General features: G+C 37.0%; 21 protein-coding genes and 2 pseudogenes. All 23 read left to right on the top strand.

Annotation, left to right across the window (positions count from 1 at the left end; all coding sequences use genetic code 11):
* Positions 1-225, top strand: a pseudogene (gene tssD / locus ASE74_RS25250) (type VI secretion system tube protein TssD); the annotation flags it as partial.
* Between the two features lies 1 nt (position 226).
* On the top strand, positions 227-471 hold a 245-nt coding region (gene tssD / locus ASE74_RS25245), incomplete at its 5' end, for a type VI secretion system tube protein TssD (protein ID WP_304437834.1).
* A 345-nt stretch (positions 472-816) separates the two neighbouring features.
* Positions 817-2,679, top strand: coding sequence for a type VI secretion system Vgr family protein (locus tag ASE74_RS18120; protein ID WP_055912122.1), 1,863 nt, complete (start codon positions 817-819; stop codon positions 2,677-2,679).
* Between the two features lie 2 nt (positions 2,680-2,681).
* On the top strand, positions 2,682-2,858 hold the full coding sequence (locus tag ASE74_RS24805) for a hypothetical protein (RefSeq protein WP_157255475.1): 177 nt from the start codon (positions 2,682-2,684) through the stop codon (positions 2,856-2,858).
* A 2-nt stretch (positions 2,859-2,860) separates the two neighbouring features.
* On the top strand, positions 2,861-3,835 hold the full coding sequence (locus ASE74_RS18115) for a hypothetical protein (protein ID WP_055912120.1): 975 nt from the start codon (positions 2,861-2,863) through the stop codon (positions 3,833-3,835).
* 9 nt (positions 3,836-3,844) lie between these two features.
* Positions 3,845-4,780 carry a hypothetical protein gene (locus tag ASE74_RS18110; RefSeq protein WP_055912118.1) on the top strand — a complete coding sequence of 312 codons (936 nt, stop codon included), beginning with the start codon at positions 3,845-3,847 and terminating at the stop codon, positions 4,778-4,780.
* Between the two features lie 44 nt (positions 4,781-4,824).
* Positions 4,825-5,775 (top strand): hypothetical protein, encoded by a 951-nt coding sequence (locus ASE74_RS18105; protein ID WP_055912117.1) that lies wholly within the window; start codon positions 4,825-4,827, stop codon positions 5,773-5,775.
* A 4-nt stretch (positions 5,776-5,779) separates the two neighbouring features.
* Positions 5,780-6,259: a DUF4280 domain-containing protein gene (locus tag ASE74_RS18100; protein ID WP_055912127.1), complete on the top strand. Its 480-nt coding sequence runs from the start codon at positions 5,780-5,782 to the stop codon at positions 6,257-6,259.
* Between the two features lie 3 nt (positions 6,260-6,262).
* Positions 6,263-8,854: an OmpA family protein gene (locus ASE74_RS18095; protein WP_055912115.1), complete on the top strand. Its 2,592-nt coding sequence runs from the start codon at positions 6,263-6,265 to the stop codon at positions 8,852-8,854.
* Positions 8,855-8,858: 4 nt separating this feature from the next.
* On the top strand, positions 8,859-9,539 hold the full coding sequence (locus ASE74_RS18090) for a hypothetical protein (RefSeq protein ID WP_157255473.1): 681 nt from the start codon (positions 8,859-8,861) through the stop codon (positions 9,537-9,539).
* 10 nt (positions 9,540-9,549) lie between these two features.
* Positions 9,550-10,329: a hypothetical protein gene (locus ASE74_RS18085; protein WP_055912111.1), complete on the top strand. Its 780-nt coding sequence runs from the start codon at positions 9,550-9,552 to the stop codon at positions 10,327-10,329.
* Positions 10,330-10,467: 138 nt separating this feature from the next.
* Positions 10,468-10,929, top strand: coding sequence for a hypothetical protein (locus ASE74_RS18080; protein ID WP_055912108.1), 462 nt, complete (start codon positions 10,468-10,470; stop codon positions 10,927-10,929).
* Positions 10,930-10,985: 56 nt separating this feature from the next.
* The gene (locus tag ASE74_RS18075) at positions 10,986-11,663 is read left to right on the top strand and encodes a hypothetical protein (protein WP_055912106.1); all 678 of its coding nucleotides are present in this window, start codon (positions 10,986-10,988) and stop codon (positions 11,661-11,663) included.
* A gap of 390 nt (positions 11,664-12,053) precedes the next feature.
* Positions 12,054-12,216: pseudogene (gene tssD, locus ASE74_RS25240) on the top strand (type VI secretion system tube protein TssD); the annotation flags it as partial.
* Positions 12,217-12,257: 41 nt separating this feature from the next.
* A complete protein-coding gene (gene tssD, locus ASE74_RS25235; protein WP_369800194.1) occupies positions 12,258-12,530 on the top strand; it encodes a type VI secretion system tube protein TssD in 273 nt (90 codons plus the stop codon).
* A gap of 105 nt (positions 12,531-12,635) precedes the next feature.
* Complete coding sequence (gene tssD / locus ASE74_RS18065) at positions 12,636-13,031, top strand: type VI secretion system tube protein TssD (RefSeq protein WP_162235824.1); 396 nt, start codon at positions 12,636-12,638, stop codon at positions 13,029-13,031.
* Positions 13,032-13,062: 31 nt separating this feature from the next.
* Positions 13,063-13,287 carry a type VI secretion system tube protein TssD gene (gene tssD / locus ASE74_RS18060; protein WP_082458846.1) on the top strand — a complete coding sequence of 75 codons (225 nt, stop codon included), beginning with the start codon at positions 13,063-13,065 and terminating at the stop codon, positions 13,285-13,287.
* A 108-nt stretch (positions 13,288-13,395) separates the two neighbouring features.
* Complete coding sequence (locus ASE74_RS18055) at positions 13,396-13,944, top strand: hypothetical protein (protein WP_055912102.1); 549 nt, start codon at positions 13,396-13,398, stop codon at positions 13,942-13,944.
* Between the two features lies 1 nt (position 13,945).
* Entirely contained in the window at positions 13,946-14,533 is a 588-nt protein-coding gene (locus tag ASE74_RS18050; RefSeq protein ID WP_055912101.1) for a T6SS effector amidase Tae4 family protein, read from the top strand.
* A gap of 12 nt (positions 14,534-14,545) precedes the next feature.
* On the top strand, positions 14,546-16,363 hold the full coding sequence (locus tag ASE74_RS18045) for a type VI secretion system Vgr family protein (protein ID WP_055912099.1): 1,818 nt from the start codon (positions 14,546-14,548) through the stop codon (positions 16,361-16,363).
* A 17-nt stretch (positions 16,364-16,380) separates the two neighbouring features.
* Positions 16,381-17,664 (top strand): hypothetical protein, encoded by a 1,284-nt coding sequence (locus ASE74_RS18040; protein ID WP_055912096.1) that lies wholly within the window; start codon positions 16,381-16,383, stop codon positions 17,662-17,664.
* 37 nt (positions 17,665-17,701) lie between these two features.
* Positions 17,702-22,294 (top strand): RHS repeat-associated core domain-containing protein, encoded by a 4,593-nt coding sequence (locus tag ASE74_RS18035; protein ID WP_162235823.1) that lies wholly within the window; start codon positions 17,702-17,704, stop codon positions 22,292-22,294.
* Positions 22,295-22,323: 29 nt separating this feature from the next.
* On the top strand, positions 22,324-22,656 hold the full coding sequence (locus tag ASE74_RS18030) for a hypothetical protein (RefSeq protein WP_055912091.1): 333 nt from the start codon (positions 22,324-22,326) through the stop codon (positions 22,654-22,656).
* The last annotated feature ends 286 nt before the right edge of the window (positions 22,657-22,942 follow it).

Genomic DNA, 22,942 nt, shown 5'->3' with positions numbered 1-22,942 from the left:
AACTTAGGATCAAAAGAATTTGATGTACTACAGTGCAGCTTTTCATTAAATAGAGATGTTGACGCAAAAGGCCGTCCATCATCAGGTGTTTATGGTGGTACCATTCACATTGAAATCGAATCTACTGAAGATACTTCGGTAATCGAATCGATGGTTAACAACCAATATAAGCCACTTTCTGGAACATTGGTTTTCAAAAAAGGCGAAGAAGATGCAAAAATGAAANATACTTCGGTAATCGAATCGATGGTTAACAACCAATATAAGCCACTTTCTGGAACATTGGTTTTCAAAAAAGGCGAAGAAGATGCAAAAATGAAAGAACTGTCTTTCGAAGATGGTTATATCATTCAATATAACGAAGGTATTGCCGTTAACGACAATACCCCGATGACTTTAAGTTTTGTGGTTTCTGCACGTAAGCTAAAACTAGGCAACGCAGAACACGAAAACGATTGGCCTAAAGCTTAATCATTTTTAATATAAAATCAATTTAATTGATGCGCCCCGATTTATCGGGGCGTATTTAGTTAACCCATTATTGCGCTAAATTATATCATCCTAAATTATCATCCCAGGGTTAAGTAGCTATAACTACAAAGCCAGCTCGTAAATTAATGCTCAATTATGTCTAACCATCTCAAACATATTGCAGTAAAAAACATTTACTATTCAAGTAAAACGTTTGGTTCGGCAACCACACATAATATTCAGCAAAACATAGGTAATATTGAACACGGTTCCATTATTAATTTAACCGCACGTTTATATATTTAGTATTGGATTTGGGTATTGTTGTGATCAAGATAAATCAATATGGAAAAGAAACTCATTGCAGAAATTAATATAGAAGATAAGGAAATTACCCATTTTGCTTCCTTTAGTCTCCAGCAAGCTTTTAACGAACATAATTATTTCGAACTGCGTTTTAATCACGATCAAATGGGTGCACCCGGATTGATTAGTTTAGATGACAGCCGCGATTTTGTCGGTAAAACGTTAACTGCATCTTTTGGTCATTCGCCAGATGGTATGCAGAATTTTGTAGGTTTAGTTTCAAAAGTAGAACTGTCGCAAAGCCATGGTTATCACGGTGTTTTAATTGTAAGTGGTTATAGTCCAACTATTTTAATCGATCGTGGACCGGATTTAGGTTCTTATCTTGATAAAGATCTGAATGAAATTGTAAAATTAGCTACAAAAGATACCCCGGCTAATGATTTAAAAGTTATTGCAAACGCTGCAAGAAGTTCATCAATTGATTACATTATTCAATATAGAGAAAGCGATTTTTCGTTTCTAAACCGCCTTTCGGCCGAATACCATGAGTGGTTTTTTTATGATGGTAAGCAACTAAATTTCGGTAAGCCCGATACACAGAAAGAAATATCTTTGTTTTATGGCAGGGATGTGCAGGAAATGCAATATGCAATGGAAATTGCACCAATCAAGAACAAACGTTTCTCTTACAATCCAAAACAGAATGAGATGCTGCTGAGCGAAAGTTCTGGCAAAGTAGATGGCACACCTGATTTATCACATGCCATTAAAGCTTCTAATCTTACATTTAGTAAAACCTTTAATCAGCCTTCGCTGATCAGGGTAGATAACAATAACGACATAAAGAACCTGGTAGAAAATGAAGAGAAAGCCAATACCAGTGAACTGTTAAAGGTTACAGCCAAAGGTGATAATGCGGGCTTAAGCATTGGTAGTATTGCCGAAATTACCATGAGCCTTCGTAAAGAAATGGCTTTTACATCAGAAAGTTTGGGTAAATTCCTAATTACCAGTATCAAACACCACATTGATGAAAATGGTAAGTACCACAATACTTTTGAAGGGAAGATATCTACTACCGAACGCTTATTGGTTAAAAACTTCGAAAAACCTCAGCCGGATATGCAGTTGGCCGATGTAATCGATAATAACGATCCACAGGGCCAAGGGCGCATTAAAGTAAGGTTTAAATGGGAGTGTTTAACCAACGATGTAACCGAGTGGTTACGCGTGGTTACGCCAAGTGCCGGTATTGGCGACAGAGGAAATAACCGTGGATATTTTGCCATACCAGAAATTGATGATCAGGTAATGATTGCTTTTGAAGAAGGAAATATTGCACGCCCGGTTGTTATGGGAAGTGTGTATCACAGCTCAAGTGTAGATAGCAGTCCATTAATTAAAAACCACCTGAAAAGTATAATTACCAGGAGCGGGCACCTGGTTGAGTTTGATGATAATGAGAGTAGCCAGGGAATAAAAATTACGGATATCCATCAGAATATTATCCATATTGACACAAAGGGCAATAATATTACGATTACCGCTTTGGAGAACATGACACTAAACTGTAAGAATATGCAGATTAATGTAGGGGAGAATATGGATGTGCAGGTGGGTAAAGATCAAAGTACAAGCGTAGGTGACAATCAAAGTATTTCTGTTAACAAAGATATTTCGATGATTGCAGGAAACAATTATTCGCTAAGTGCTACAGGAGATATTCAGGAAAACTCTGATAACAGGACAGAATCTGTATCTAAAGACTTCATTAGGCAGGCTGAAACCTCGAACGAACTGGCTAGTGAAATTACTTTATTTAGTCAGAAAGAAAATATGACTTTGCAAAGTGGTAAAACCGTTGAGGTAAATAGTGCCGAGAAATCAAAATTGTTTTAATTATGGCGATTAAAAAACAATGTACTAATATGAGCATCCGAGTGAGAACCGATTATAAACTCATTGCTGGAAATAATATTGAAAAGATAGCCGATCATATTAATGTTGAAGCGAGACTTAAGAATCTTTTTCTTATTAGTAATAAAAAAGTGGTTGGTCAAGGTGGTAAATCGAGTTAGTTATGGCAAATGTTCAGTTTGGTAGTTATGCCCCGTCAGAAGAGCCCAAAGATGATATTCAGTATGTTTATTATACAAGAGAAGGCGAATATCTTGGTGGAATAGCGGGCAGTGCAAAAATTTACATCACTACAAAAGATAAATACGATCAGGCAGTTGCAGCAAAAAAATGGGAAACTGTTAATGATGAATCACAGTTAGTAAAATACGATGGTAAAGCGTTGATTCATGCAGATTTCAGATATATTGCTTATATCGTTAGCCATGAATCTGGTAATGCAGATATTAAGGAACTCAGGTGTGTGGCATTTACTAGCCACAACCGATCTGTTTCTACAAATAAAACCTGGCGTGCATTATTGGCTTCAGGATATTCATCGGTACCTAACAAAAAGGAGCTTCCAGATAAAAATGATGATAAATCTAAACTGTCAAGATATGCAGTACTTGATGTTTGTTTTGGAGTGAAAGACATTACAGACGGAGCAGAATTCTGGGACGGAACTGACTTTCTTGCCTGGGGAAATTCTGAAACAAATCCATACAATAAGTTAGGGCAGAACAAATTTGACGAATATAAATTTGTAGAAATTCCAAAAAACATTTATGATGAGTTTGTGGCTGCAAACGGTACATCTGCAAGATATAAAGATAAAGGCAATCATGATGATAAAACAGATAAAGGTACGCATGAACATATTACGAAAAAAATTAAAAAACCTGTAAAGGGACCAGATGGGAAACAAATTAAAGGAGCCGATGGCAAACCCTTATTTGAAGAAGTTGATGTTCCCGATAGAATTAAATATGCAGTTCCATCGTCAGATTTTAGTGATCAGAAGTACTGGGCAGGTGGAAACTTTTATTATGAAACAGGTGTAAAAACTACAAATGGTATTTCGGCCACCATTACCGCAGGGAAAAGTATTTTCTGGAAAATCACCCCTACAAGTTTAACAGCCTCTACCCCAAAGTAACCAGTAGCCATGATTAAACTCATCAATATCGTAATTCTGAATTTCCTATTTATGGGCTGTACGGTAGCACAACCAGGAAAAAAGATTGCAAATAGTTATAATGGTATTTTATTAACCCGTTATGTATCAGCTAAATATGAACAAGAGAACGAGCGTGATACAAGCAAAATTTTGTATGTACATAATACCTTGGGCGACAGTTTATTTGTTTACAAAGTTGCTGGTGGGATTTTGTCTGAAGCTACAGCATATGTGCTAACCTCAACAAATAATGGACTTAATCTTCATATTAAATCGGTATTAAGTAATTCAGATGTTAATGAAGGTTTAAAAGTCATATTTCAAGATTCGGATCATAGCGTGCTGATCAATCAAAATGATCGCTATATACTGTACCCTAAATTTTATTCCTTGCTAAAACAACAGGTTGAGGTTAAACATTCCATTTTAAGTCTTTTCGATTTTCTGGAAGATTATATTGAGGATTATGAGATTACCGATATTTATCCAATTTTACTTTCCGCAAATCAGGGGAGATGGGAAAAAAAGATTCAGCAATCAAAGGTTACGGTTAAAAGAAGCCAGTCACAATTAAAAGATACCTGGAATTTTAAGTATCAATATAATAATAAGGGTAATATTGAGTCGGTTAAAGCAGCTTCAGCAGATGAAGTGCACTTTAGTAAAAAGATTAGTTATTTAAATCCGGCTGCTATTGAGATGACAACTTATCGCAACAATGAAGATCGTCAGATCACATCACGTAAAGCAGTATTCAGTCCTTCAAAATCTATTCCGCTTAAGTGGAAAGATAATGTAGAAGAAACGGGAAAAAACTTAGAAACGGAGATTTTCACAACCATTGCCAGAAAAAGCCTTAGTAAAATAAAGTTAATACATATGACGCAGGCGGAAGTATTAAAACTCGTTAGGCAAGTGAAATAGCCTGTTAGTAATAAGTAGAATGTTAGATTTTATTATAAATTAAGGTGGACATTGCAAATAAAAAAATTTACTATCCTGGCAAAAGCGCTCTTCATTTAGAATGGCCCACTGAACAGTCTGTTAATTATAGTGTTGTGATTCATTTTGATGAGGAACAGGAAAGTAATGAGGTTAAATATCAATTGCGTATAACCCGATTAAAGCATGTTGATAAAGGTCAGGCCTTGTTCCAGATTGAGCGGATAAGTGATGTTTTTATTAATGAAACTTTACCGGATTTAATAGCAGACCGTTTAGCTTATGCCACTGGAAAAGTTTTTTATCCTTTGGTTATTTCTGTAGATCATAATGGGGGGTTCAGAAATATTTATAATTATAATGAAATATTTAACCGATGGCCATCTGTAAAAAATAAAGTTTTAAATGACTTTGAAGGCGATCTGGTAGAAGATTACCTGCTGAAAATGGAACGACAGCTTTCCAATCAGGATAAATTACAGCTCGCATTTTTGAACCATGACTGGTTTCTTCATACTTTTTTTCGGCCGATTTATAAGGAATACGGAAGGAACCACACGATGGAAAACACGTATAAATTTCCAATTGTGCGGGATTTTAAAATTGAAGGATATCAAACAGTTGAGCAGCTAAGCACGGAGACTAATGATTTCGGCGGAATCGAATTGTTACATACAGGTAAGATTCTTTCGGTTGATGATGAATATTTTGGGGATAAAATTACGGGAACTTATGAAGGGTATTATCTTTTACATCCAAAGAGTAAACGCATTGTTTCGCTTTTTTCATCAGTAACCTATAATGAAGCTGTGAAAACAAGTGTAAAAATAAAAATATCAATAATTCCTGATGGGGATCAAGAATTTGATCACGATTTTGTTTTGGATACAAATGTTGATCGTTTGCCTGTTTCAGATATGGTTATTCTTGATGGTTCATCAAGAAAGGGATTTTGGGAGCGGTTATTTAATAAATAAAGATATGGCAGAAAAACACATTGTTGTTCAAGGTGCTCAATGCATGTGCAAGTATGGATCAGCACCTGATAAATTGAAGGTTCTTACCCATGCTAAAGAATATGCAAACGATAAAGATGGAAGTAAGAAGCCTATAGCAACTACAGTTGATATTAATGCAACTTTCGAAAAAAACATGTTCGGCTCATGTTCGAAGATGAACAATAAACCCTGTAGTGCAATTGTAACAAAATGGTCTGGTTTTTATGAAGAAACCATACTGTCTAATGGAGGTAAAATTTTGCTTGAAGACAGTAAGGCAACCTGCCCGGTTGGTGGTACAGATTGCATTGAAATTATTCATCATGGACAAAAAGCAGAAGCCTCAAAGCAAAACTTCGATAATGCAAATAAAAATGTACAATCACAACTTAATCCATTGTCAGAATCTTTAAATGAGTCTGCAAATGATTTTGAAGGCATGGAAGTAAGTGTTAAATCATAAGATATGGCCAAAGGAATCAAGAAAATCGTATGGACAGGTGAGGGTACGGTATATAATTCAAAAAAAGGCTCTATACCAAATCAGCTTTTGGTTGTCGAACCCAGTCAGTTTGTATGGTTTAAAGCAGGCGAATGGCTGCCAGGGAGTACTGAACAAGATAAGAAAAAAGATATAAAATGGGCTGTTTTTAACAGTAAGGGCTATATAGAGTTCCAAAAAACATTGCCCGGCAACGCCAAGTATGCGCTAAAGATACCGAGAAAATTATCCGGGCCATATTTGTTTTATATAGAAGCAACATGGAGTGGTAATTTTGATGGCAAATCAGGTATAAAAATTAGAGGGGAGTCGCCTGCCAGAATTGTAGATAGTAAATGGAGCCGTACTGAGGGCGGAGAGGATGTACGCAAAACCTATCAGTTTTCTTATGGGGAACTGGTTTGGCTTAAATTCAATACTGAAGGATTAAATGGATATAATAATGTTGAGGTTAGGGTATTCAGAAAGTTGCGGTCAGCATATGGTTTATTACCAAAAGAAGACGAAGTTACCCGAAAAATCTATTTCGTTAATGTAATAAATGGCGAAATTAACCTGAAAATCCCTAATACATTTGCCTGGTATCAATCGATGAAAGACAGGTCAGATGTTGAAGAATTTTATGTCCGCGTTGTGCATCCAATAACTGGGGTCTATATTCAGGATGATGGTGGTGATACCGCACATGCGAGGTTTTTAAGAATTAAAGATAAGGTGGTTTCTCATGTAATAGAGAAGCCACAGAACAGAACACCGGTTACTATCTATGAGCCGGATAAAAACGCCAAAAGATTTGAGTTGTGTAAATTTGAACAGATTAATGTTACCGAAGCTGGAGCTAAACCAGTTCTTGTTTTTGATAATGGAAAGGGTCTTAAGAATATCCAGGATAAGCGGGAAAAATCGTTAACATCTATCGTTTTTAAATTCGATAGTACCGAACTTTTACCCGAAAGCATTAAACAGCTTAATAATATTTTGCAGTTTTTACTCGAACACCGGTATAGTACCATCCAGCTTGATGGATTTGCCTGCGTAATTGGTAAACAAAATCACAATAATGTTTTGTCAGAAAATAGGGCAAAAACCGTAAGAGAGTTTTTTATTAAAGGGAAACTAGATCCTACCAGAATAAAAGCTGTTGGGCATGGTGAGGTAAACCCTACCGATGACAAAATGGGGCGTGATAATATTAAATACAAAAATGAATATGAATATACGAGTAATAGAAGGGTAGATATTGCATTCGAATATTATGGACATAATGCGGAAACTATCATTTACGAAGCAATAGTAGGGAATAAACCTCAGGATATTTTGGTAGAACCCATAAATTTTGATACTAAGGCCTGTTTCGAGCGTAAAAAGCATAATAAATTCATCAAGTTAATCAATGTTGATTTAAAAGCAGAAACTGAGGGTAAAATTACCATTCCAGCAGTATCTACGATGAGTAAGTTTAATGTTATGCCATTAAATTATATTTGGCCGCGGCGAGATGGGTTGATGAATAATTATTTAGTTCATATCCACTCATGCAGGTATTATTCTGTTCCGAATAACCCAACACTTGCTATACACGTTTATTCTGATATCAAATGGACGATAGAGTTTAAATGGTCCCACACGCAGCCTTTTGCTTATTCTTATGGGAATAAACTTTATGGTTACGAATTAAAAAATGCTCAGAATAAAGCTATTGGTGCGGCAATAGATGCAGAATGGTCCAAAAATTACGGTGAAATGTCCCAAAAGTTCGAACTTTCATTAACCGGAGAGTGGACCGCGGCAAATGGCAGTAAACAAAAAGTAGAGTTTGGTAAGGAATGGGAAGAACGTATTGCTAAAACACTTCGCATTTTTAATAAAATTAAACAGTTGGCCGATACTGTTGTTCAATCACCAGTGGCAAAAGGTAAATGGAGTTTTGAGGTAAAACCACCGGTTATTGCTTTTTCTGCACAATGGTACCTCCAAAAGACAAATGGCAGGGTTGGCGAAATTGTAGAGATCGGTGCTGACACCAAACCGCTTGTTGAAGCCAATACTTTTATAGATCTGTTCAAAATGTTTGTGGAGTATGGTGGAAATGCTATTTGTCCTGGGGCCGGAACGGTAATAAACTGGGTGCTTGAAAAACTTGAAAAAAATGTTCAGATTACATTTTTAGTGACTTTTGGTGGAGCAATCAATATTAATGGTCAAACCAAAATTAATGTTCTCTTCCCCAAGGAAACTACTGGCAATGTCAAAGGCACAGGTGAAATAAAGGTTTCTGTAGAGTTTAAGGCATTGGCTAAAGCCGGTACAGCAAACATGGGGGTGGAAGGTGTGTTGACAGCTGATGTTAAAACAAGCGTAACAGGTGGAATTGAGGTTGGGGCTGATAAAAATGGAATCTATGCTAGTCCGATCGCGTCATTTGCCGGTATTAAAGCTAAATTTGTGGCGGCTACCACCATAAAATTCGGTTTTATAAAAAGGACATTTAGCTACGAAGGCGAGTCTGTTATAGTGAAACCAGCCGAGATAAAATTTGAAAAACATTATATATAATAATATGAAAATAAAACTATTGTCATCCGCTCTATTGCTGTTGATGTTATCGACTGCCTGTAAAAAAGAGGAAATAGATATTGCGCAATTAACTTTTAATAAACCATTGGAAATTGATTTAAATCATTATGCTTCGCGGGTGGAAAACCAGAATGGGCATATCGAAGTTTCAGATGGTGGTTTTAAAACAGTTGATAAGGGCGAAAAAGTTATTAAATATTCTTTTGATGAAAAGGAAACCGCAAATCTTAAATTCCACGGTTCCACAATTAACCCTTCAATCGGGGCAGTCATAACCACTTATAATAACCTGTTATCGTTTGTTTCATTTACCGTTAATGCAGAGCAAACTGATGTTAGCATACAATATCTCAAGAAAAAATTCGGAAAAGCTTATAGTGCCTCAGTTAATAACATCATAGCAGACGCTTTGAGTGCCAAAACCAAGGCAATGCTTAAAGAAAGCTTTCCCGAATATTATAAAGAGTATAAAAATGATTTCAATAGTATGGTTGTCGATTATCCACAGGTAACTTCATGGGTAAAAAATGATGTACTATATCGTTTAACACTCGATCCGGTTAATAATAGTTTAAACTTCAAACTCGATATTATTACCAAAAAAGCATTTGAAGACGCCGTAATTTTAGGTTATCATAAAAATATCGACAATCCTTTTAAATAGCAGAGCATACATGATGAAAGAACCCTATTATTTAGTTGACTTTAATGTCGCTCTTGCAAATTTTGATGTACTAATTAATGACGTGCTTGCCTTTTCATATGAGAGCGGAGGCAGCATATTTTCTAATTATCCTATCAATCATTTTATATTACACAGCGGCCCACAGCAGCTTAAACTTCGGTTTAGACCATTGAAAGGGCAAATCCTACATCCAGATGCAGATGCCACTATCAAGATACAATATCTTGACGCGGCTACGATGGATCAGTCGCAGCTAACAACTATTTACGAGTATAAAATGAAAAAGGCGAACGATGAAAAACTACCAATAATAGAATCTATTGCCGAATTTAATGCAGAAGTACCTTATAATTTGAAAGGTTGGACCGATGCCATAGCTGTAAAAAATGATAGTCAAAGTGTTGTTAATCAGGTTCATAAGTATTACCATAGAATCTACGATCTTTTTAAAAATGAAGATATAGTTTCACTGGATCTGCTCTTAAAAAGACGATATGAAGAAACCGATGCATCGATGTATCTTATTGAAGATAATCTAGCCGCATTAAAAAACATATTTAAAATGTTAGAAGCAGAAGAGTATGTATTACAGGAATTTCCAATGACACCACTGGTAGAATTTTATGCTGGTAACCGTGTCATAAATTTAAAAAGAGAGAACCATTCGCCGATTATCTCCTATTTAAAAAAGGCAGAAAATGAAGAATTTGGTTTTCCATTTTATATCTACGTACCTAAAAATGCGAATTCTTTTGAAATTATCCGATAGCTTACCTGGCATTAAGCCATAAACTAACAACCTTTTGAAGGGAACACGGGCATAGTATAATATACGAACAAGCAATTTTCCATAGGAAAAATAAAGGGGAAGCACTTTCTTTAATAAGATAAATTTATATTGTAGAATATGTTCTATAAAATTTATTTAGAGAATAACGATCTGATTATTGAAACATTCTTTTTAAAGGAGAAAATCGCTATTGATTCAATTGATGACATCATTATTTTTTATAACCGAGGTTTTAATAAACATAAATTATATACTTACTTTAATAAACCAGTACAATATGAATTGACCAGAAAATCCTGGTTTTATCAAATATTATTTGAAATATTTTTAGTGTTTAATACAGAAAAGTTTAGGATTTACCGCCTTTATGAAAACGAAGTCATTGCCCTAATGTTCAGTTTGTTAAGGCCGTACCTTTCTACACTCACTGAAACAAAAGATCTGGATTTAGCCCATAGTTTTACATGGATGACTTATGATGAAGGTGGACAATTTAAGCAAATGAAACTGGTATATAGTAGAGATGGGTTGGGCTTAAAAAGAGTAATGTTAAAACATAAAATACTTTTGGAGAAATAATAATCCTAAATTTTACAGCTGATAATTGTTGAAGGTTATAATTTTAAAACAGTTTAATGATTGCCAAAAGAATTTCATTCGCACTATTTTACTATTTCCTTCTTTTTAGGCTCTATGCCGTATGCTCGCTATTTTATTCATTCATCATTCAGGCATCTAACGAAAACCTGATCAGAAAAACAAACGATGGTTATCAATTGACCATTTTCCAGCTTGAATTTTATTTTTTCCTTATCGTTTTATACAATTTCCGGCCATCTCGCTTTAATAAAACAATTATTAAAAGTTACCGTGTGGATGAACCTAAAAAACTTTCAAAAAAGGTTTTTTTTTGTACCGTATATTTTGGAGTGCTGCTCGTTGTTTTTGGAATTCCGGTCATGATATTTAAGAATGCTTTAGCGGGTGTTTTTGATATCCTTATCGGAGCCAATCAGTATATTCTCGAAAATACAGGCTTATTGTTCATGTCAGTCATTTTTCTGGTACTTAATATGCTTGGCTTTTACTACGACTTTATCAATACTTTTGATCATGCGAAAACCCAGTTTTTCCGATTTTTATTTGCATTTATGCTAACGGTTCCAACTTCGGCATTTCTATATTTAATTTCTGTTATACTTCAGGTAAAATCTGATGCCTTGATAATCATCTGTTTGGCATTTAACCTTTCTTTTCTTTGGTTAAGTATAAGTGGGTATTGGAAGAGTAGAAAATTAGCGGGTTACAGATAATAAGAAAAGCAAAGTAGAAGTTATGGAAAAAACAGGTCATGGGTATTTGGGAGAGAAATATTTGTTGATTCTTCAGTTTTCAATTTGAAAAAAATTAGCATTGTCTGAAAATCTGTTTATAAAAGTAACATATTGTCCAGAAACGCTACAATATTTTATTTCATATGCTGTAGTGCAAATCATACTATAATTATTTTTAAAAAAAATACACTTTTTTTCTTCACAATAATCTGCGTTTTCTATAGCGTGAGTCAAGATTTTTAAATGTCGTGAACCTTGCTACTCGTTATATATGAGCAACATACACAATAATTGGCTTAATATTTGGTTTATACTTAATGTAGCGGAGGCTACATAAAATCAATTTTTTAACCTTTAAATTTTAAAACTATGGCTTTCAAAGCTAGATTAAACTTTTCAGGCAAGGAGTACGATGTGCTTCATTGTGCCTATGCATTAAACCGTGATGTAGATGCTAAAGGAAGACCTTCTTCCGGAGTTTACGGCGGTACCATCGACATTGAGATCGAATCAACCGAAGACACCTCAATTANTGCTAAAGGAAGACCTTCTTCCGGAGTTTACGGCGGTACCATCGACATTGAGATCGAATCAACCGAAGACACCTCAATTATCGAGGCGATGGTAAACAATCAATACAAACCTATTACAGGAACACTTTTGATCAAAAAATCGGAAGAGGATGCCAAGATGAAAGAAGTTAACTTCGAAGATGGCTACATTGTTAAGTATTCCGAAGGGATCAACATTATTGGGGATCACCCGATGACGCTCAAATTCCAGATTTCAGCAAGAAAGCTTAAATTAGGCAACGCCGAGCACCTTAACGATTGGCCAAAAGCCTAGGGGGAGGTTGAAGGTGTAAGGTAAATAAAACGCCAACCGCCATACGCTAAGCGCCAACCGCTCACCGCAAATTCATTCATTTTAAAAACATTAAAACTTACTACAATGGCATTYAAAACCCGTTTAAACTTAGGATCAAAAGAATTTGATGTACTACAGTGCAGCTTTTCATTAAATAGAGATGTTGACGCAAAAGGCCGTCCATCATCAGGAAACTTAGGATCAAAAGAATTTGATGTACTACAGTGCAGCTTTTCATTAAATAGAGATGTTGACGCAAAAGGCCGTCCATCATCAGGTGTTTATGGTGGAACCATTAATATCGAAATCGAATCTACCGAAGATACTTCGGTAATCGAATCGATGGTTAACAACCAATATAAGCCACTTTCTGGAACATTGGTTTTCAAAAAAGGCGAAGAAGATGCAAAAATGAAAGAACTGTCTTTCGAAGATGGTTATATCATTCAATATAACGAAGGTATTGCCAAGAACAGTTAGCCGATGGAAANATACTTCGGTAATCGAATCGATGGTTAACAACCAATATAAGCCACTTTCTGGAACATTGGTTTTCAAAAAAGGCGAAGAAGATGCAAAAATGAAAGAACTGTCTTTCGAAGATGGTTACATCATTCAATATAACGAAGGTATTGCGGTAAACGACAATACACCCATGACTTTAAGTTTTGTGGTTTCTGCACGTAAGCTAAAACTAGGCAACGCAGAACACGAAAACGATTGGCCTAAAGCCTAATTTTTTTTCAAATACCCAGGCAAAAGATAGTCATCTATTGCCTGGGTTTTTTACCCTTTTCTTAATCAGATGGAACAGGATTGAGTTAAACATTTAAATACCTTCCTCATGGCAGATGTATTTGCTTTTAAATTCAATAAAATTAAACTGAAGCCAACAAACAGTGCACATATTTTATTATGGTCCATTTTGGCTTTGGGTTTTGCCGCGTGCAATCAAAATCACAACAAGCAGCACGTGTTACCCACTGCCATTAGTAAAGATTCATTGACTTCGGTCAGTACCAGTAAGCAGTCGGAAATCGAAATAAATAAAAATCCACCTACAGAAATGGTCTTAGGCCTTAAAAAGGAAGCACCATATATATTGCTTATTAATGTTAGCCGGGTTGATTCCATTTATAATGCTGAAAAGGTTTTTAGTGCCAACATAATTAAGTCATTTAAAGGAAATCTAAAATCTATGGATAGCCTGAAATATATGGCAATGAGTGATTTAAAATATGTAAAATATCCAAATGATACGCTGATTGTTTTTCTTAAAAAGAACAAATCATCTCTTTTATCTTCAAAAAATAAGGATGTATTTTATTTCGCATTGGAAAATGCATCATTTAGAAGTACCAAATATCTTGATTCACTCTTAACTAAAAAGTAACATGCCACTTTCTTTGCCAAGTTTTACGGATTTAAGGGTAAATTATCCTGCAACAAGTAGCGAGCTGGTAAAAGCAACAATTGGCGGTGCCGTTAATGTGGCCTACATTACCAATACCTGTGTGGTGCGGATGAGCAAGGCATTTAATTATCTGGGTATTAATAACAAAACCTTCACTCTGAATACACCGAGTTGGAAATATTCCACAAAGCAGGATTTACTGGTTCAGGAAAAGGCAAAAGTTCATGCCATACCCAAGCGGTATCCATATACAAAAAAGTTCGAAACAATTGCAGGAGCTGATCACAAGCATTATTGTTTCCGGGTAAGTGAATTCTTCGACTACCTAAGCCACAAATACAAAAAACCTGATTTAAAGGTAGAAAAAGCAGTTAGAGACAAATTTATCCCAGTAACTCAATTAAGGGCATTCCAAGACAAAATAAGTGGTGTATCGGGCATCATCTGCTTTAAAACACAGTTTAGCGATGCAACAGGTCATTTCACCCTTTGGGATGGTAAGAAGTGTTTATATCAAGATTATTTTTTAGACCCAAGAACCAGCGGAATTTATTTGTGGATTTGCTAAAGATAGAATATTATGGAAAAGAAACTCCTAGTAGAAATTAATATAGAAGGTAAAGAAATTACACATTTTTCTTCTTTCAGCCTGCAACAGTCTTTTAACGAACATCATTATTTCGAGCTACGTTTTAACCACGACCAGTTGGGTGAGCCTGGTTTGATTAATTTAAATGAAAGTCGTGATTTTGTAGGTAAAACCTTTACCGCTTCCTTCGGCTATGAATCTGGCAGTTTACAGGATTTTGCCGGCCTGGTAACTAAAGTAGAACTGGCACAAAGCCATGGTTACCATGGCGTGCTGATTGTGAGTGGATATAGTCCGACAATTCTGATTGACCGTGGTCCGGATCTTGGTTCCTATCTGGATAAAGATCTGAATGCTATTGTAAACCTTGCTACTTCAGACGTACCATCAAACGATATTAAAATTGTGGCGAATGCAGCCAGAAAAGAGCCAATTGATTACCTGATCCAATACCGTGAAAGTGATTTCGACTTCCTGAACAGGCTTTCAGGCGAATACCATGAATGGTTTTATTATGACGGTAAACAATTGAATTTTGGCAAACCCGATGATCAGAAGGAGGTTGCCCTGGTTTATGGCAGAGATGTACAAAACTTGCAATATGCCATGGAAATTGCACCGATTAAAAATAAACGTTTTGCCTATAATCCTAAACAGGATGAAATGTTGCAGAGCGAAAGCAGTGGTGCAAGCAATGGATCGCCAGATTTAGCACACGCCATACAGGTATCTAATGCCATGTACAGTAAAACATTTAATCAGCCAGCACTCATACGTGTAGATAATAGCAATGATATTAAAAGTCATGTGCAAAACGAAGAAAAAGCACACATCAGTAACCTTTTGAAAGTAAATGCAAGTGGTGATAATGCTGCATTAGGGATAGGAAGTATTGCAGAAATTACGATGAGCCTCAGAAAAGAACTATCCTTTTCTACTGAAAGCTTGGGTAAGTTTCTGATTACCAGCATCAATCATGATATTGATGGAACAGGTAAATATTTCAATACTTTCGAAGGAGTGGTGGCTACAACGGAGCGGTTAGCTGTTAAAAATTATAAGAAACCCAATCCGGATATGCAACTGGCTGATGTAATTGACAATGCCGACCCACAAGGACAAGGGCGTATTAAAGTAAAATTTAAATGGGAATGTAAAACCAATGATGTAACCGAATGGCTGCGGGTAATTACGCCCGATGCCGGAAGCAGCGATAAAGTGAGTAAAAACCGGGGCTTTGTATTTATTCCTGAGATTGGTGATCAGGTTGCCTTAACTTTTGAAGAAGGAAATATTGCAAGGCCAATTGTACTGGGCTCTGTATTTCATGGCAAAAGTGGTAGTGGTGGTAGTTCTAGCAATAACAGCAAAAGCTTGACTTCTAAAAGCGGACATACTTTAACTATGGATGATGGTGCGGGTATGGTTATGCGTGATAAAGACAGCAATTTTATCGAACTGGACGGGGCAGGAAAAGCGGTTTTCGAAACCAAAGAATCCATCCTTATTAAATGTGGGGAGAGCAGCATTTTTATGGATAAAACTGGGAAAATCATCATAAAAGGCAAGGATATTTTAACATTGGGCGAAAACATTGGGAATTCCGCTTCGGTGAGTATTGGTATAGGTGTGGGCCCTGAGGATGGAACACCAACTTCTGGAATTGGTATAGAATCGCAAACCCTTGATATTGGCACAAAAACACTTTCGATGAGTGGAGAAACGGAAGCTAACCTTGCTTCGAAAAAGATTAACGTAGGTGGCGAAAGTGAAACAAATATCAGTAGTGGAACGATTAACCTAAATTAATGCCGACTTAAGCTCCAATGAATCCGATACAACTCGAACTATTTAAAATAGATAAACAATGGCAACAAGTAGTAAGACAACATCCATCAGAAACCCTGTTTCTTTGTTTAGGTGAACGGCACGAGGTAAATTTATTTGAAGCTTATTTCAAATACCAATTAACGGAAGAAAGCCGTACCGATGACATGTTCCTGCTTCATTACCAGGAATTTCAAAATGTATATGATTACGGTAAAAATTTGGTTAAAGAGTGGAAAGAGATTTTTGATTTATGGCAGAAAGATACTGGGAAAGGGATCGTTTGGGATGTGGATATGAGTGTAAACGCAAAAATTTATAAAACAGACGCGTATGTGCCTGTTCTCGCTTTAGAACAGCTCTGCAGTCTCTATCCTGATTTAAAGTTGAAAAAAATATATGTTCAGCTGGCACCAACAAGCATTAATGATGTTACGGGTCTTTCTGAATGGATTAATGAATGGTGTAACTGTGTTAAAGCCATAAAAAATCAAAATATTAAGCTGGTTTATACAGAGCACCATACACACCGTACTTTAAAAAAATTAAAACAAGGAACCGAGTTTAGGATTAATATCGATGTGAGCCAGTTGATGCAGAATGCCGCAGCACATACCAACCGCGAAAAAAATGATCCTGAAGCCGATTACCAGCAACAAATATTGATTGCCAGTAATTATTTAAGTAAAGGTAAACACGAGCAGGCCAATGCAGTTTTGGAACGTGCCATTGTAATTGCCCAAAAACAGGGATTACAAGAAGCTGTTGTTGCTGCAAGGATTATGTTGGCACAGAGTTTAGCCGTAAAAAGTAAGAAAACAGAAGCGCGTCAGCAATATGAAATAGCCTTGGCTCGCACCGGAGAAAGCTCGCTATTAAGTGCTCACATTCACATGAGCTATGGTAGCTTTCTCCTGGCACATGCAAGTAAAGATGAAGCTAAAAAGTACTTCGAAAAGGCGATTAAAATTGCAGAGTTTATCGAGAATGATTTTATAGCTATGGAATGTACCCGTTTGCTTGGACAACTTTCTGATGGCAAAATATCAGGATCTGGCAAAGCAATGGCCTATTACTTAAAGTGTTTAGAAATTGCAAAAAAGATGCCGATAGAACAACGGCGACAAAGTTCGATGGCTTATACCGCATCGATCATGTTAAAAAAATATGGGGAGGAAAGTCCAGAAGGTAAAAAATTAGATCTGGAGATGCAGCAGGATTACGGAGAAGACTGGAAATCGATGGCAGAAGTGCCAAAGAACCATTCCAATCCATTATCCTAAGGATGTTCGGTGATGATATCACCCAAAAATAATGCAGATGAAAAAGATTAAAGCAAGTAAACCGAATATGGCTACCGATAGGTCAATAAGCCTATCTGCAAGCTTAACTAAAGCTGAACCAAAATCGGTTGGTGGTGGCGGTGGTGCTGTTGCCCCCGGAAGTAATCCGCCTGCGGCAAAAAGTACGTTAAAGCTTTTAACAGCCAAAAAACCCGCAATGGCCAATACAGCGGTACAGCATGTTAGTAAACATTTTGATGTGGTGCTGGCGATCGATTTTCACTGGACAACCATTCCCATCCCGCCATCATTTGGCTTTATTCCATTACCGTTGCCCCATCCTTTTATCGGTATGGTTTTCGATCCGATGGATTATCTGCGGTTTAACATTCCTATTCCAAAATTCGCACAAGGTTTAATTGGTGCAGCCAGTATCCCGATGGGGGGCTCTATTTTTGTACATGGCAGACATAAAGCTACCACGACTACAAGTGTGATGGGGGTTTTACTCCCTTTTAGGCACATCAGTTCTATACCGGTTTATTTCATTGTAAATATTCCGGGTTCACCGCATGAGGGTGAAGTGTATTGGGGCTCTACCACTGTAAAAGGACAGGGATCTGAAATGAGTGGTTCTAATCCTGGGCAGGTATTAACTTGTTGGTGCCCACCAATGGGATTAAAACCGCTACCAACTGTACCTGGTAAATTAAAGAAAAATCCTCTTGCTTATTTCGCTTTTTATAGTGATTTATTAAGCATGTATGTGCAGATCAATACCGGTAAACCGGTATTGGTTGGTGGTAAATTTGCACCGCATAATTATACATTAAAGGAATATTTAATGCGCTTTGCCGCCATTGGTATTATGAGAGGGCTTACCAAATTAGGTGGGGCTTTATCTAAAGCGGCTTTAAGAGGGGTTAATAAGGTATTAGGGAAGCTTTTTAAAAATAATCCAATATCAAAAAAGCTTTGTCATTGGGGTTTAGAGCCTGTAAATTTCGTTACAGGTGCTATGTTTTTCGAGTGGACCGATTTCGAACTGCCAGCTGGCCAAACACTGGCCTGGAGCAATGTATGGCGCAGTGATAAACCTTATTCGGGCATGTTGGGCAACCAGGTATACAACAATTACGACCTGTACATTTATCCTGATCCGGAAGCCGGCATTGTAGGTTTTAGCCACCCCACCGAAAATATGGTGATGCCTTTACCTTATATCGAAGCATATTCAGGTAAACAATACGATCGTGCGCAGAAACTCTGGATGGAAAGACCGGATGAAAATACCTGGGTACTTACCATTGATCAGGATATTTACACGTATACCCTTTTTAGAGGGGGGGCAAATGGAGATTTATACCGTATAAACCATATCGAATATACCAATGGCAGCCAGCTTACCTTTTATTATCAAAAACAACTTTTAACCCGGATTGTAGAAAACTCTGGCCGTGTGCTCGAAATGAAGCATAATAATGATGCTACAGCCATTAATGCCGTTTATTATCACTATAAAAATACCAGAAATTTATTAGTGAGTTACGATTATGATCAACGTGGCAATATGATCAAAGTATATGATCAGGCGGGTAAGGCCATCAGCTTTGAGTATGATGAGAACAACCATGTAGTGAAAAGAACTAACCGGAACAATATGGTTTATTTCTGGACTTACGATGCAGAAGGCCGTGTAATTCATACCGAAGGTAGAGATGGTTTTATGAGCGGATCGATAAGCTACTTTCCGGAGCAAGGATATAACGAGGTTTACTATCGCGATGGTAAAATAGAACGTTATTATTATGATGAAAACGATTTGGTTTACAAAAAGGTGGATGCCATGGGTGGCGAAACCTGGTATGAGCACGATCGCTATAACGAAGAAAAAATGGTTTCGAGCCCTGAAGGCAGGGTAATCGGCTATGAATACGACGATCGGGGCAACATTATTACCTACCATACCGCAGATGGCGAGAAATATCAATATGCCTACGATGAAAACAATAACCTCATTTTGCGCAGTGATCCCGCCGGTTCAAATGAAACCTGGTTATATAATGAGCAGAACCAACTGCTTAAACATGTTCAAAAAGACAATAGGGTAGTCGATTTTTATTATACCGATGGACAAAAATTACCTGTTTTTTGCCGTGACAATGATGGCTATGAAGTTCATTGGACTTATAACAGCTTAAACCAGCTGATCGAATCGGTTTCGAGCGAAGGCAATAGCCGTCGTTGGACTTATGATGATTACGGACGCTTGATCCGTTTTAGTCCTGACGGTGATCAAACTACGGTTTGGGAACGGGATGAAATGGGGCGCGTAATCCTGGTAAAAGATTTTGGTGAAGAGCCTTTACGTTTCGAATACGACGCCTATGATCTTCCGGTTTATGCCACCGATGGCCGCGAAGAATGGCGAATGTCCTATACCCCAATGGGTAGTCTAAAAACACAAAAAAGAAGCAACAATTTATCACATCAAAATACCCAGACGCTTCATTTTGCCTACGATAAATGGGAAAATTTAAAAGGAATTACCAACGAAAAAGGCGAAGAATATATCTTTTTAAGGGATGCGAATGATGATGTGGTGAAAGAAATCGGTTTTGATGGACAGGAGCAACAATACATCCGCAACCAGGATGGGCAGGTTATTAAAACCATACAGGCCGATGGTAAGGCCATTTACCACAATTACGATCTGAGTGGCCGGTTGGTGTATAGCAGCTATGAAGATGGTACCTACGAAGCCTTTCAATACAATAAACTTGGTTTGCTCATTGGTGCAGAAAATGAACTTTCTTCGGTTAATTTTAAGCGCAATCCGTTGGGTATGATTACCCAGGAAATACAGGATGGCTACCAGATTAATTATCAATACGATATTTTTGGAAATCTGATCAGTTTAAAAAGTTCATTAGGGGCCGATATTCAATACGATTATGATGAAATAGGTTACCTGAATGGCATTGCCGCGAAAAGTAACGGGTCAGCAGAATGGATTGCAACCATTGGCCGTAACAAAAACGGACAGGAAACCAGCCGCAGTTTAAGCGGTGGGATAAAAGCTACTTTCGATTATGATCATGAAGGTCATCCAATCAGTCAGAAGGTAGAAGCCAGTCGTTCTATCATTGCTTTTAAACAATATGCCTGGGGGCCGAATGATAAACTCAATAGTTGCTTAAACAGCATTACGGGAGGCAGCATCAATTACAGGTACGATACTTTTGGCAGTCTGGCTTCGGCAAGTTATAGTGATGATGGCAAAGTCATCTATAAAAATCCTGATGAAACCGGGAACTTATATAAAACTGCTGATCGCAGTGACAGGCGTTATGATAAAGGTGGTAAACTGCTTAAAGATGACCAGTGGTATTACCGTTATGATGCCAAAGGCAACCTTGTGCAAAAAAGCAAGCGTAATATTATAGGTCTGGCCAAAGGAGAAGTTGCCGAACCAGAAGATAATGGCTTATTTGGAAAAAAATTAAATTGGGGAATGGCCGATCCTGATATCCCTAAAGCGGAAACGCTGGATATCTTAGCAGATGCAGAACCCGATTTACCAGAATGGAAAGAGGGCGACTGGGCTTATGCCTGGGCGGCCAACGGGATGATGAAAGCCGTTAAAAATCCATACGGCGAAATCATCAGTTTCGAATACGATGCCTTGGGCAGAAGGAAAGCCAAAATTGTTCATGGCTCCTCCCCAAAAGGGGGAGGCCGGGAGGGGGTTGTTTATCGCTATGTGTGGGATGGTAATTTATTGCTCCACGAATGGAATTACCCTTTAAAAGAACGGCCTAAACTGGGGGTTAATGAAGATGGACTGCTCAGCTACGATAAAACGGAACCACTGGGCAACGATTTAATTACCTGGGTTTACGATCAGGGTGAATTTACACCTAGCGCCAAAATTGTTAATGGCCAATATTATTCTATTATTAGTGATTATTTGGGCACTCCAGTACAAGCTTATGATGGTTCTGGAAAAAAAGTATGGGATTGCGAACTCGATATTTATGGAAAAATCCGTAAACTTAGTGGCGATAGGGAATTTGTACCGTTCCGTTACCAGGGGCAATATGAGGATGTAGAGACAGGATTATATTACAATAGATTTAGGTATTATGATAGCAAAGCTGGGATATATATCAGTAAAGATCCAATAGGCCTTGATTCACAGCAATTTAATTTTTATTCCTATGTGAGAGATACTCAAATTGAAGTGGATAAATTCGGGTTAATTAGTACTAATCCAGGTGTTTATGATGTACATCACGAATCATATATTTCTAAAGATATGTGGCGTATGTCTGACAGAAAACATTTTCAAGAAGGCAATCGGCAGTTATATAATAAATTAAAAAATGATCCAAGTCTTAAAAATGCATTAGAAACAAAGTATCCGGGTATTTTCGATCACGTTAAACCTGGACCAAAGGGAGCATTTAAAGGAACTGCATTTACTGGTACTACTTGGCACCATCATCCAGAAGTTGGAGGGTTACTTCAACTTGTAGATAGAGTTGATCATAATTCAAGATTTCCTGATTATCATCCCAAAGGTTACGGTGGAAGAAATAAATGGGGAGGTGGTTCAGGTTGCCGATAAGCAAATAAACGATAACATAAAAACGAAATATGAAAACTTACACTAGTATTGAAACTTTAATCCAAGAGCGAGAAAATTTAGATTGGGATGCCTGGCTATATTGTAATTTAATTAAGTGGGAGGAAAATCCCTCTGGTACGACTATATACCACATTACCGAAGATGAAGCATTGGAATATGATGAAGATGAGGATACTGGGCTTCCAATGATCGCAGTTGACTTAGATGTAGATACATTCTTGGAAATGGAAACATTTAAATCAATTGTTGAAAATCAATTACTAAGAAAAAATGATTCGGAAACGGAAGACTTTATTAAGGCCATAAATTATTACAGAGAATATGATACATTTATTGATTAAGAATGAACTTCAATTTAGAATGTGTTATTATAGAAAAATCAACGATTTTGTTTTACGATCACAATAATGGTGAATATAATTCTATTGATGTATTTCTTGATTTTCATATTAATTTTCTCGTATTTCTTCAGGCCGCTTTTTTATATCGGGAGCTTGAAGAACAATTGGATGATCATGAGGATAATTTGCTGTAAGCTCCCCTGTTTTTCAGACCATTCAAAAGTATAATTTTGTCCTCAAATTTCCTGTAATAAATCTACAGGAGATTTGAAGTTCAATGCTTGAT

This window comes from Pedobacter sp. Leaf216, assembly GCF_001421515.1.
Classification (GTDB): Bacteria; Bacteroidota; Bacteroidia; order Sphingobacteriales; family Sphingobacteriaceae; genus Pedobacter.
This window is presented reverse-complemented; position numbering and strand designations above follow the sequence as displayed.

Bases quoted from the DNA above. Each gene is read 5' to 3' on its own strand.
- ASE74_RS18035 (WP_162235823.1), top strand. From the start codon at position 17,702: ATGAAAAAGATTAAAGCAAGTAAACCGAATATGGCTACCGATAGGTCA.
- ASE74_RS18040 (WP_055912096.1), top strand. From the start codon at position 16,381: ATGAATCCGATACAACTCGAACTATTTAAAATAGATAAACAATGGCAA.
- ASE74_RS18100 (WP_055912127.1), top strand. From the start codon at position 5,780: ATGGCAGAAAAACACATTGTTGTTCAAGGTGCTCAATGCATGTGCAAG.
- ASE74_RS18095 (WP_055912115.1), top strand. From the start codon at position 6,263: ATGGCCAAAGGAATCAAGAAAATCGTATGGACAGGTGAGGGTACGGTA.
- ASE74_RS18085 (WP_055912111.1), top strand. From the start codon at position 9,550: ATGATGAAAGAACCCTATTATTTAGTTGACTTTAATGTCGCTCTTGCA.
- ASE74_RS18120 (WP_055912122.1), top strand. From the start codon at position 817: ATGGAAAAGAAACTCATTGCAGAAATTAATATAGAAGATAAGGAAATT.
- ASE74_RS18055 (WP_055912102.1), top strand. From the start codon at position 13,396: ATGGCAGATGTATTTGCTTTTAAATTCAATAAAATTAAACTGAAGCCA.
- ASE74_RS18110 (WP_055912118.1), top strand. From the start codon at position 3,845: ATGATTAAACTCATCAATATCGTAATTCTGAATTTCCTATTTATGGGC.
- tssD (WP_082458846.1), top strand. From the start codon at position 13,063: ATGGTTAACAACCAATATAAGCCACTTTCTGGAACATTGGTTTTCAAA.
- ASE74_RS18045 (WP_055912099.1), top strand. From the start codon at position 14,546: ATGGAAAAGAAACTCCTAGTAGAAATTAATATAGAAGGTAAAGAAATT.
- ASE74_RS18050 (WP_055912101.1), top strand. From the start codon at position 13,946: ATGCCACTTTCTTTGCCAAGTTTTACGGATTTAAGGGTAAATTATCCT.
- ASE74_RS18030 (WP_055912091.1), top strand. From the start codon at position 22,324: ATGAAAACTTACACTAGTATTGAAACTTTAATCCAAGAGCGAGAAAAT.
- ASE74_RS18075 (WP_055912106.1), top strand. From the start codon at position 10,986: ATGATTGCCAAAAGAATTTCATTCGCACTATTTTACTATTTCCTTCTT.
- ASE74_RS18080 (WP_055912108.1), top strand. From the start codon at position 10,468: ATGTTCTATAAAATTTATTTAGAGAATAACGATCTGATTATTGAAACA.
- ASE74_RS18090 (WP_157255473.1), top strand. From the start codon at position 8,859: ATGAAAATAAAACTATTGTCATCCGCTCTATTGCTGTTGATGTTATCG.
- ASE74_RS24805 (WP_157255475.1), top strand. From the start codon at position 2,682: ATGGCGATTAAAAAACAATGTACTAATATGAGCATCCGAGTGAGAACC.
- ASE74_RS18115 (WP_055912120.1), top strand. From the start codon at position 2,861: ATGGCAAATGTTCAGTTTGGTAGTTATGCCCCGTCAGAAGAGCCCAAA.